This is a genomic window from Paenibacillus jilunlii (assembly GCF_900102965.1).
GTDB classification, from domain to species: domain Bacteria; phylum Bacillota; class Bacilli; order Paenibacillales; family Paenibacillaceae; genus Paenibacillus_AQ; species Paenibacillus_AQ jilunlii.
The window spans coordinates 1-11,546 of sequence record NZ_FNGM01000027.1; the positions used below are offsets into that span (position 1 = coordinate 1).

General features: G+C 54.2%; 7 protein-coding genes. 6 read left to right on the forward strand and 1 reads right to left on the reverse strand.

Annotated features, from left to right (window positions below):
• The first annotated feature begins 643 nt into the window (after positions 1 to 643).
• From BLQ82_RS28325 to BLQ82_RS28350, 6 genes are all read left to right on the forward strand, one after another.
• Positions 644 to 1,597 carry an ABC transporter permease gene (locus tag BLQ82_RS28325; protein ID WP_425281050.1) on the forward strand — a complete coding sequence of 318 codons (954 nt, stop codon included), beginning with the start codon at positions 644 to 646 and terminating at the stop codon, positions 1,595 to 1,597.
• Between the two features lie 15 nt (positions 1,598 to 1,612).
• A complete protein-coding gene (locus BLQ82_RS28330; protein WP_062519185.1) occupies positions 1,613 to 2,518 on the forward strand; it encodes a carbohydrate ABC transporter permease in 906 nt (301 codons plus the stop codon).
• Positions 2,519 to 2,609: 91 nt separating this feature from the next.
• Positions 2,610 to 4,277, forward strand: coding sequence for an extracellular solute-binding protein (locus tag BLQ82_RS28335; RefSeq protein WP_062519188.1), 1,668 nt, complete (start codon positions 2,610 to 2,612; stop codon positions 4,275 to 4,277).
• Between the two features lie 601 nt (positions 4,278 to 4,878).
• Complete coding sequence (locus BLQ82_RS28340) at positions 4,879 to 6,021, forward strand: SGNH/GDSL hydrolase family protein (RefSeq protein WP_062519190.1); 1,143 nt, start codon at positions 4,879 to 4,881, stop codon at positions 6,019 to 6,021.
• A gap of 186 nt (positions 6,022 to 6,207) precedes the next feature.
• Positions 6,208 to 8,535: a glycoside hydrolase family 95 protein gene (locus BLQ82_RS28345; RefSeq protein WP_062519193.1), complete on the forward strand. Its 2,328-nt coding sequence runs from the start codon at positions 6,208 to 6,210 to the stop codon at positions 8,533 to 8,535.
• A 721-nt stretch (positions 8,536 to 9,256) separates the two neighbouring features.
• Positions 9,257 to 9,724, forward strand: a complete 468-nt coding sequence (locus BLQ82_RS28350) for a GNAT family N-acetyltransferase (RefSeq protein WP_163704367.1) — start codon at positions 9,257 to 9,259, stop codon at positions 9,722 to 9,724.
• A 283-nt stretch (positions 9,725 to 10,007) separates the two neighbouring features.
• Here the strand turns inward: BLQ82_RS28350 and BLQ82_RS28355 are convergent, their stop codons facing one another.
• Complete coding sequence (locus BLQ82_RS28355; RefSeq protein WP_062519197.1) at positions 10,008 to 11,507, reverse strand: amidase; 1,500 nt, start codon at positions 11,505 to 11,507, stop codon at positions 10,008 to 10,010.
• Positions 11,508 to 11,546: the final 39 nt, after the last annotated feature.

Genomic DNA, 11,546 nt, shown 5'->3' on the forward strand with positions numbered 1-11,546 from the left:
GGTTATGTTTCCCCTGCCCAGTTTGCAGCGAGGTTCAAGAAGAGAAAAACCGCATAATTCACTTTTTATGTGTCCACTTTCTTGACGGAGGTCCAAAAGTAACGCTAATTGGCCCGAGCCTCCCGCGCTCAGCAGGCTAAGTGGAAAAAGTATCACTAATCCAGCCCATTTCCTTCCGTGCAGGAGAATATGGCATCTTTAAGTTCACTTTTTCCACTTGGGCTTACCTCCTGGTTGGGGGGAAGTTGGGATGACATAGGGAAGCAGAGGGAACCAGAGGTCCCCACGGTGAGAGGGATGCAGGGTCACCTCGCAACGCTAAGAAATAAGCGGCTGTATTGTCCATTCCGGACGGTGCAGCCGTTTCTGTTCCGGGCGCAGCCTCCGGGAATGTATCCGTTTGCAAAAATGCGGAATTCAGGCCGTCCCGGGAAGTGCTGCCCCCTGAGAACCGGGCAATCTGTACGCAAAATACGGAAGTGTACCTGTTCAACTCCGGCCATAATGCCCTATGATCAACTCGTGTAGAAAGCGCTATCACACATACTGTCAGACACCAAGCCGTATGCTTCCGAAGCAAGTTTGGCTGAAGTGAAACCAATGGGGCAACAACTTTAAGGGGGGGATTCAACTGGATAAAGAAATGGCTATGAGCACCCGCACGGTGCCCCGGAGCAAAGGCCAGGGCTGGCTGCATACCGCCGGAAAAAATATGATGAAACACTGGCAGCTGCATCTGCTCGTGATCCCGCCTTTGCTGTTCTTTCTAATCTTTAAATATTATCCGATGGCGAACGCCGTACTGGCTTTCAAGGACTACAACGTGATCAAGGGGATCTGGGGCAGCCCCTGGGTAGGCCTCAAGCACTTTGAACTGTTTTTTGAAAATCCGCTGTTCTGGACACTCGTGAAGAATACCATTCTGCTGAGCGGTTATCTGCTGCTGGCCGGGTTTCCGATCCCGATTCTGCTCGCGCTGATGATCAATGAAATCCGTGGCGGCAGGTTCAAACGGTTCGTCCAGCTGATATCGTTTGCGCCCTATTTTATCTCCACTGTAGTCATGGTTTCGATCATTATGCTGTTCCTGGCACCGCGTCTCGGGTTCGCCAACATTGCGCTGAATTTTTTCGGCCTGAATTCGGTGAACTTTCTGGGCGAGCCGGACATGTTCCGCTCGATTTATGTCTGGTCCGATATTTGGCAGACTGCGGGCTACAGCGCCGTAATCTATCTGGCCGCTCTGGCCGGGATTGATCCGACCCTGTATGAGGCGGCTAAGGTGGACGGGGCTTCAAGGTTTCAAAAGATCCGCCACGTGGATCTTCCCGGAATTGTACCGACGATTGTGATTATTCTGATCCTGAATGTGGGCAACGTAATGGCGATTGGTTTTGAAAAAGTCTATCTGCTGCAGAATCCGCTGAATATTGCCAATTCCGAGATCATTGCCACCTACGTCTACCGGATCGGCTTGCTGAATGCCAACTACAGCTTCGCGACCGCGGTCGGCTTGTTCAATTCACTCATCAATCTGGTTCTGCTGGTTACCGTGAACGGACTGGCTAAACGAATCACCAACAACAGCATCTGGTAAGAAAGGAGTTCCTGTATGGCAGCTTCGGCAGCAGTTCCCCCAAAAATTAGAGAGTCCGTCGGTGACCGGATATTTCTGGCTGTAGTGTACACCGTGCTCATCCTTGTAGTCATCGTTGTACTGTATCCGCTTATTTTCATTATCAGCAGCTCCATCAGCAGTCCGGCAGCCGTCACTTCGGGCCGGGTCTGGCTCTGGCCGGTCGATATCTCCTTCAAGGGCTTCAAGGTCCTGTTCAGCACGCATGAGATTATCAGCGGTTACGCGAATTCCATCTTTTATACGGCAGCGGGAACGCTCATCAGCGTGACGTTGACGATCATGATTGCGTATCCGCTGTCGCGGAGAGCTTTTTTTGGCCGCAATGCGCTGATGATGATCATTACCTTCACCATGATCTTCAGCGGCGGGCTGATTCCTACCTACATGGTCGTCAGAGAGCTGCATCTGATCGACACGCGCTGGGCACTGCTTATCCCCAACGCCATCTGGGTATGGCAGGTGATTATCGCCAGATCCTTTTTCCAATCCTCAATCCCCGAAGAGCTGCTGGAGGCCAGCGAGATTGACGGCTGCAGTGATATGCGGTTCATCCGCAGTGTAGTGCTGCCGCTGTCCAAGCCAATTATTGCGGTTTTGGTGCTAATGTACGCAGTGGGGCAATGGAATTCGTATTTTGACGCCCTGATCTATCTAAAATCGGCAGATCTGTTCCCGCTGCAGCTGGTGCTGCGCAGTATCATTATCCAGAACAACAGTGCCGGGGCTATGGATGCCATGGCCATGGTAGAACGGCAGCAGATGGCCGAACTCCTGAAATATGCTCTGATTGTCGTCGCGACCTTGCCTGTGCTTGTCATTTATCCTTTTGTGCAGCGGTATTTCGTACAGGGCATGCTGGTCGGCTCAGTCAAGGGGTAAAAGAAGCTATACACCGGCAAGGGGGTGAGGCAACTATATCTCAGCAGCACATATCCACCCTGTCCAACTACAAAAAGGGAGTTGATCGGCTTTGAAGAAAAATTTATTGGTTTTGTTAATGCTGGTAACGGTATGTACCCTTGTGATCAGCGGCTGCTCGGGCAAAAACAATACACAAAGCCCGTCCGGCACTGCAACTGGCAGCGGAAACACCGCTGATGCGTCCAAACCTGTAGAGGTCAGCGTGTTTGCCGTGCAGGAATCAGGCATTGATATCCCTACTAATAAATTCACGGCATTTGTTCAAGACAAGTTCGGCATCAAATTCAACTGGCAGATCAATCCCTCCGACGGCGCCAAGGAGAAACGCCAAATCTCGCTGGCCAGCGGCGACTATCCTGATGCCTATCTGCTCACCGCCTACATTGATGAATTTTCACAGGGCGATGTGCTGAAATACGGCCAGCAGGGCGTGCTGGTTCCGCTGAATGACCTGATTGACAAATATGCGCCCAACATCAAAGCGGCCATGGAAAAGCATCCTGAAATGAAAACGCTCAATACGGCGCCGGACGGCAATATCTACGGGCTAGGCGCCTATGCTGAATGCTTCCACTGCTCCTATCCCAACAAAATGTGGATCAACACCGAATGGCTGAAAAAGCTGAATCTGAAAGAGCCAAAAACCACGGAGGAGTTCAAGCAAATGCTGGAAGCCTTCAAGACGAAGGACCCGAACGGCAACGGCAAGGCCGATGAAGTGCCGCTGAGCGGCTCGACGGAAGATTTCGGCGTACGCATTATCCCTTATCTCATGAACAGCTTCGTTTATGACGATGACCGGAACTACTTGAACATGACGGACGGCAAGGTCGAATCGGCTGCCATCAAGCCGGAATGGAAGGAAGGCCTGACCTATATCAAGTCGCTGTATGATGCCGGTCTGATTGATCCGGGGGCTTTTACACAGAATGCGGAAGCCTTTAAGAAAATCGGTGAAAATGCGGATGCGGAAATTCTCGGCGCAGGCGCGGGCATGCATCCGGCGATCTTCATCAACATCGACCCGGGCAATACCCGCTCGGCACATTACAATGCGCTGGCTCCGCTTACCGGCCCCAAAGGCATCTCGTACACGACTCATGATGCCGGCGGCGTATCACCGGGAGCCAAGTTCGTCATCACCAACAAAGCCAGTGAAGAAGCAAAAGTGGCTCTGATCAAAATGGTGGACTACATGTTCACACCGGAAGGCCAGACGAATGCGGCAAGCGGCATGAAGGGCATTGACTGGACCGATCCGGCTGAAGGCGATGTTGCGCTCGGCAAGGATGTCAAACCAGTGATCAAGCAGATCCCGATGGCGGAAGGCGAAGCGCCGCGCAATGCGGGCTGGAGCGGAATGGGGCATTTCTATATGCCTAAGGAATACCGCGACACCTTCGTTCAGGCGACCGACATCTATGCCTCCAACGGTTACGAACGCAGACTGTATAATGCTTCACTGCTGTACCAGGGCCATGAACCCAAGGAGCTGTTCCCGATCTGGTCGATCTGGATTGATCCGGCAGAGATTGATGAAGCCAGCATGCTGCAGACCAACCTGAGAAACTACATTGAGCAGAACGAGCTGCAATTCATCACCGGCAACAAGGATCTGAATAAGGACTGGGATGCATATGTCCAAGGCCTGAAAGACCTGAAGCTGGACCGCTACCTGGAAATTCTGCAAAAAGCATATGACGCATCAGTAAAATAAAGCTTGCGGGCGGAAGAAGGGCGCTTGAATGCTGATAAGGGTCAGCACGCAGCAAACGGATACTGGCCTGCACGCTGCAAAAGCGCCTGAATCCCGCATAACGGATACTGGCAGCACGCTGTAGAAGCGCCCGAATCCCGCATAACGGATACTGGCCTGCACGCTGTAGAAGCGCCCGAATCCCGCAATAATGGATGCCGGCCTGCGAAGGCCGGCTTTTCTGTTTCTATATGAGCTCAGTTGGAGGGCTTGAAAGCTTGGAGAATGCAATGAAGCTCATAAGGGACTGAAGCGAAGTGGAAAAAGTAAAACTAATTAGTTGAAATCCTGGGTACAGAAGGGTTTAGTGGGATTTTGTACACCTAATTCATGCATATTCACCCTATACGGCCGCTTATGGCCGAATTAGTGAACCTTTTTCCCGCTAAGGATACTCCATAAGTCGAATGAGTCTGATTAGTGAACCTTTTTCCCACATAGGATACTCCATAAGTCGGATGAGCTTGATTAGTGAACCTTTTTCCCGCTAAGGATGGCTGCCTCTTCATCGATTCTTCAAGTTCAATCTATATATTATGTATTTTGTACCGGAGGTGAAAATATGGTCTATGTGAACAGCAGCGGCAGCTCCAGTATTTCGCTGCGCCGGGGGTTGCCCGGTATGAGGAGCAAGCTTGCAGGGACTGCTCCGCTAACTGTCGCCTTTCTGGGCGGCTCCATTACAGAGGGGGCAGGCGCTTCGGATGCCGATGCAGCCAGTTGGCGCGCGTTGACCGGACAATATTTGCAGAGCGTCTATGCGGGCCATCCGGTGCGCTGCATCAATGCCGGAGCCGGTGGGACTACCTCTACATTCGGGGCGCACCGGCTTGAGGAGCATGTGCTTCGCGAAGGTCCGGTCGATCTGCTGTTTGTCGAATTCAGTGTCAATGACGGGGAGGACCGGGAGGAATCCGTACGCGGTATGGAGGGGATTGTCCGCCAGTGCCGGCGGCTGTCGCCGGATACGGAGCTGTGCTTCGTGTATACAGCGGCTGACAAAAACCTGACCGGCTATAAGCCGTTCAACATCGCGGTGCATGAGGAGGTGGCGGAACATTACGGCATCCCTTCCGTGGACTGTGCCGCGAGAGTGTACACGATGATCCACACGGGCGAGCTGAATTGGCAAAAGTTCGCTCCTGACGGCTATCATCCGCTGGACGCGGGACATGCGCTCTATGCCGGCTTGGTTCGGGAGTATCTGGAGCAGGCGCTCGTGCAGGACAGGGTTTTGCCTGACGGCGGGCTTGAAAAGCGGACCACGATCCCCGTTCCCCTGGACAGCCGGAACTACGAATACGGCCGGATGCTGGATTTCAGCACCGCCGATTATTCCGCAGCCTTCCACGTTCGGGAGCTGCAGTCCGATGAGCCGCTGATGAACTGGAGATTCTCCACGTCGCATGCGTGGACAGATGATCCGCAGGCGGCCTTCACCTTTACGGTGTACGGGCAATGTGCCGGACTGGTTCTGCTGTGCGGGCCGGATACAGGGATATTCGAATACTCGCTGAACGGCGAGCCTTTTACTGAAGTCAATCTGTTCGATGACTGGTGCCTGCAAGCGTACCGGCCTGTCCTGGCGTTGTTTCCTCTGCGTGGAAAGCGCGGCGAGCTGCTTATTAAGGTCCGCAATACAGAGCGCAAGGACAGCCGCAGCACAGGTACCGGCTTTCGGGTGCTGAAGCTGCTGTGCAGCTGAAACGGTGCCTCCGCTGCGCTGGGAGTAGAGACTGACAAGAAGCGTTAAATGAGGGGATGGATCGGAAGATCGTTGCATAGAAAACGCTTTATTGTACTTTTATAATAGATAGCAGATTTTGGATGCAGGTTTGAAAAGCTGCGTACTGGGATTGTACTGACTATCATACAGACAGGAGAATATGGGATGAACGATTTTAAGCTGTGGTATTCGACCCCTGCGTCGGGCTGGTCCCAAGGATTGCCTCTGGGCAACGGAAGGATAGGCGCAGTGGTGATGGCTGCCCCGAACCGTGAGGTGTGGAGCATGAGCGAGGCCACCTACTGGTCGGGACAGACCGACCCGGAGCCAGCTTTTGCAGGGGGCAAGGATGTGCTGGAAGAAATGCGGCAGCAGTTTTTTGCCGGGAATTATGAGGCGGGTGACCGTCTTGCCAAGCAGTATCTGCAGCCGCAGAAGCAGAACTTCGGCACGAACCTCGGAGTATGCGAGGTTGTCATCGCTTTTGCAGAGCAGGGCCAGGAATCCTGGGAAGCCGGAAGCTTTCGGCGGGAGCTGGATTTGACAAACGCAGTGGCAGGAGCGGTCTGTCAGGGAAACGGATCGACAATGTACCGTGAGGTCTTCGCCTCCCATGCCGATCATCTGGTGGCCTCAAGAATTTGGAGCGGTCATCCGGGCGGTGTATCCTTTACACTGGGTCTGGAGGGCGGGACTGCGTCGTTCTCAGTCTTAGGTGTGGACGACGGCACGCTGGAATTCAAAGGCCAGGCGACAGAAACTGTACACAGCAATGGTGCTTGCGGAGTATGGGCCAAGGGTATGGTCAAGGTGTCCGTATCCGGCGGTACGGTTCATAGCAGGGATGGCCGGTTTACGGTCACCGGAGCGGATGAGGCACATATTTATTTTGCCGTCAGCACCGATTACCGCCGTAATGGCGCGGACTGGGAAGCGGAGAGCCGCCAAATGCTAGAGCAGGCGATGGCCAAAGGTTATGACCAGCTTAGAAAGGAACATATCGCAGATTACAGCCAGCAATATAGCAAGGTGAACATACAGCTGGGGTTTTCAGGCAGGGCCAGTCTCCCTACAGATCAACGTATTCAATTACTGGCCAAGGAAGGCGGCGCGGATGATCCGCAGCTGTTCGCCCTGTTCCTGCAATACGGCCGTTATTTGACTATCGCCGGCTCACGGGGGGATTCTCCGCTGCCTATGCATCTTCAGGGCATCTGGAATGACGGGGAAGCCTGCCGGATGGGCTGGAGCTGCGACTACCACCTGGACATTAACACCCAGATGAACTATTATCCTGCGGAGATTACGAACCTGGGGGACAGCCATCTTCCATTAATGCGCTATATTGAAGATCTGGCACAGGCGGGAAGATCCACTGCCCGCAATTTATATGGCAGCGGAGGTTGGGTCGCGCATGTATTCTCGAACATCTGGGGTTTTACGCTTCCGGGCTGGGAGACTTCATGGGGGCTCAATGTCACCGGCGGACTGTGGCTCGCGATACACCTGATCGAGCATTATGAATATAGCCAGGACCGTGAATTCCTGGAGCGTCAGGCTTATCCTGTACTAAAAGAGGCAGCAGCTTTCTTCTTGGATTACATGAGTATTCATCCCAAGTACGGCTGGCTCGTGACCGGGCCTTCCAACTCACCGGAGAATAGTTTCTATCCCGGCGATCCCGGCGAGGGTGCCCAACAGTTGTCCATGGGACCAACCATAGATCAAATACTGGTGCGTGATCTGTTTGAATTCTGCCTGAAGTCAGCGGAGCTGCTGGAGAGGGACGAAGAGCTGCGGCGGAAGCTGCAGGAAGCGATATTCAAGCTGCCGCCGCTTCAGATTGGCAAGAGAGGGCAGCTGCAGGAATGGCTGGAGGATTATGCGGAAGCCCAGCCGGAGCACCGGCACCTGTCCCACCTGGTTGCCCTGTATCCCGGCAATCAGATTACACCGGACCGGACCCCGGAGCTTAGCAGGGCAGCTAGAGTCATGCTGGAGAACCGGATGCTCCAGGATGAGCTGGAGGATGTGGAATTCACAGCGGCTTTGTTCGGGCTCGGTTTTGCCAGACTGCATGACGGGGAGAAGGCCTACAAGCATATCTCCCACCTGATCGGCAGCCTGTGCTTCGATAATCTGTTCACCTACTCCAAATCAGGTATTGCCGGAGCGGAGACCAACATCTTTGTCATCGACGGGAATTTCGGAGGTACGGCTGTCATTGCAGAGATGCTGCTGCAAAGCCGCGCAGATGAACTGCATCTGCTGCCAGCACTTCCTGAGGCATGGAATACAGGATCGGTGTCCGGGCTGCGGGCCAAAGGGAATATGGAAGTGGATATATTCTGGGAGGAAGGCCAGTTAAGCACTGCTCAGTTTCGCACCTTCTCGCCAGGCATGGTAACAGTCCGCTCGGGTGGACACCGGATCACCTTCTATGCCGAGGCTGGCGGGAGCTATACATTGAATCGCCGTTTGGAACGGCTGTAGAGAGTATGGGGGAGGGGTAATCTTTCCCCCGTTTTTCTCAGTTTGGCGGCTCTGTCCAGTACAAGTGATCTGCTATTAGCTGCATATCCCGGCATAGCTGCTGTTATTAATCCTTTGTACCCGGTTTCGCGCAAATGTTTTCCTCCTTTGTCGATTTGGCTGTGCTAAGTGGAATTTTGTACCACTAATTTGTGCTCTTCGGCCTTTTTGCAGATGCTAAGTGGATTTAGTGCCACTAATTTTGCCGAAATCGGCTCTGGCTGGTGGATGCGGGAGGATTAAGGGTACTTTTTCCACTTAGCACAGCGGATTCAGCTAGCGTAGCTAATTTAAGTTTCTTTTTTACAACTAATGACGGTCAAATTGGAAGAGCTGCAGGTCCCAGCTTGGACGTTACTTTCCTTGTCAGTACATTTGTGCAAAGTTCGATGTGGAAGCTTTCGATTCAGTTGTGGCAGTCCAGCCCGCGGGTTTTCCCACAATGCAACCGGGTGGGGGGACGGCTCTCAACAGCAAAGAACACCTCAGCAGGAAAAAAGGTGCGCCGTCCACCGCAAACGTGTCTTTACAGGGCTCGCAGCCGTTACTATCTGCCATCGACATTAGAAAGCGTTATTATTTCAGGCCTGCATCCTGCATCGCCCAAAAGTCATAGTGAAACGCTTGAAGATTCCTTATCATAGGAGAAACCAAATTAGCGTGAAAAAGGATGGATGAAACCATGCTGAGCATATGTGCAGCCGGAATAGAGGATTTGGAAGCCATGAGCGCGCTGCTTAGCGAGCTGTTCGCCCTGGAGGCCGATTTTGCCGGTGCCTGCAATACGGACAAGCAGAAGGCCGGGCTTGAGTTGATTCTCAACCATCCGGACAGGGGCGTACTAATGCTGCTGAAGAGAGATGTAAAAGTAGTGGGAATGGTGAACCTGGCTTTTGGCTTCAGCACCTTTGAAGGCGGGCCGGTCATCATGCTGGAGGATTTTATTGTATCTGCGGAAGAGCGCGGAAGAGGGAGTGGACGTTTTTTTATGGAACGGATTGTCGGGTATGCGAAGGCGAACGGTTTTTTGCGGATCACGCTGCTCGCTGACGCCGGTAATGCACGGGCGCTGCATTTTTACGAGACTGCGGGTTACCGGTACTCCAATATGAAATGTCTGCGGCTGGGACTAAATGAGGATTCCAGCTAAATGGGCGGCTGCCCGTGAGCGACGTAATGGCCGGGAATAAACGGCTGCACGTTCAGCAACAGAACGTTCACCACTCAGCCAAAGAAGAGAATCTGCTGCACGTTCAGCAACAGATTGATCCCATATCAGACGGAAAATAGAATCTGCTGCATTCTGTACAGTAGACTTCTGAGAAAAGGCCCTTTGGAGGCCAAATCACAGAAATTAATTGCACGAAATGCAGCAGAGTGGGATTTACCGCAGAAAAATATACTTTCTATTGCAGAAAATGCAATCATGTGAGTTAAGGAAACAGCGGGTTCCCCTTCATCCCCACCCATAGCTCCGATTGCTCCAACTGGGCGGCCAGCTGCAGCAGCAGATCCTCGCGGCCTTTGGAGGCCATCACCTGAACCCCGATCGGCAGGCCTGCCGGTGTAAGATGCAGCGGGATGCTCATTGCGGGCTGACCCGTCAGATTGGCCAGCTGGGTAAAAGGTGTATATGTCAGGCTCGGCTCGAACATCTCGTAAATCATCCGTTGCTGCGCTTCCTTCGGCAGCTCGCTTACATGCAGCAGAGCCTCTATTTCCTCCGGCTGCTGGGTAAGCTCTCCGATCTCAGGCGCAGAATCCGCATTGGCCGGTGTGATATACAGGTCATAGCGGTTCAGCAGGCCCGCCATCTGTGCAGCAGCCACATCCCATTCGTTCAGACTGTGCACGAATTCAGCTGCCGAGACCTTTTTACCGGCTTCGCCAAGCACCCAGGTCACGATGTCCACTTCATGTGCCTCAATGCTGCGGCCCAATCCATTTTCCAGTGACAGGAACATCGCCGCGACCTCTCCAGCGTTCATCGTATAATAGTTCTCCATCAGCCGTACGCCATTTACCGGACTCAGCTTTTCTTCAACCTCATGGCCTTCGGCCTGCAGCCATTTTACGGTTTTCAGCACCGCAGCCACGGCCTCCCCGGAGACCGGCGTTCCGACAGGGGACGCGGTTGTATAAGCAACCCGCAGCTTGCGCTGCAGGGGCTTCATAAGGTCGTCCCGATAGACGCCCGGATACAGCGGCGTCTGAAACGCGGCTTCCGGCTGCAGGGTCTGCAGCAGATCAAGCATGGCCGCGCTGTCGCGAACGGAGCGCGTCAGCGCAAAGTCAATCGAGGCCCCCTGCCACTGGCGGCCGACTCCCGGTCCTACCGGCGTGCGCCCGCGCGTCGGCTTCAGCCCGAACAGGCCGGTGAAGGAGGCCGGGATGCGGATCGAACCGCCGCCGTCACTGGCACCCGCCGCCGGTACGATACCGGAGGCTACCGCTGCGGCGGCCCCGCCGCTGGAGCCTCCGGGCGAGCGGTCCGTGTTCCAGGGATTCCGGGCAGGCCCGTGCAGGAGCGGCTCGGTGATGTTTTTTAGCCCGAATTCGGGGGTATTCGTGTGCCCCAGAGGAATAAAACCCCCGGCTCTGATGCGGGCGACATAATTGGAATCCCGCTTCGCGATATTGTCCTTCAGCAGCAGGGCGCCGGAGGTCAGCGGTTCGCCGCCGATCGCCTGGGAGATATCCTTCAGCAGAAAGGGGACGCCGGCAAACGGCCGGGCCGGATCATCCGCCGGCATCGCATCGGCTTCCTTCAGAGCCGCTTCGCGGCGGGTGCGGACAACGGCGTTCAGGAGCGGATTCACCTCGTCCAGTCTGGCAAATGCGGCCTCTACAAGCTCGCGCGGCGAGACTTCGCGGGCCCGGACCAGCGCGGCAAGTCCCAGCGCATCATAAGTGGAATAAGCGGATAATGTCATGATGATAACCTCTTTTCGGCAGGGACGCTTGAAGCACGG

What these genes read in the sequence shown, in the direction of transcription:
- BLQ82_RS28325 (WP_425281050.1), top strand. Translation starts at nt 644, where the DNA reads ATGGCTATGAGCACCCGCACGGTGCCCCGGAGCAAAGGCCAGGGCTGG.
- BLQ82_RS28330 (WP_062519185.1), top strand. Translation starts at nt 1,613, where the DNA reads ATGGCAGCTTCGGCAGCAGTTCCCCCAAAAATTAGAGAGTCCGTCGGT.
- BLQ82_RS28340 (WP_062519190.1), top strand. Translation starts at nt 4,879, where the DNA reads ATGGTCTATGTGAACAGCAGCGGCAGCTCCAGTATTTCGCTGCGCCGG.
- BLQ82_RS28345 (WP_062519193.1), top strand. Translation starts at nt 6,208, where the DNA reads ATGAACGATTTTAAGCTGTGGTATTCGACCCCTGCGTCGGGCTGGTCC.
- BLQ82_RS28350 (WP_163704367.1), top strand. Translation starts at nt 9,257, where the DNA reads ATGCTGAGCATATGTGCAGCCGGAATAGAGGATTTGGAAGCCATGAGC.
- BLQ82_RS28355 (WP_062519197.1), bottom strand. Translation starts at nt 11,507, where the DNA reads ATGACATTATCCGCTTATTCCACTTATGATGCGCTGGGACTTGCCGCG.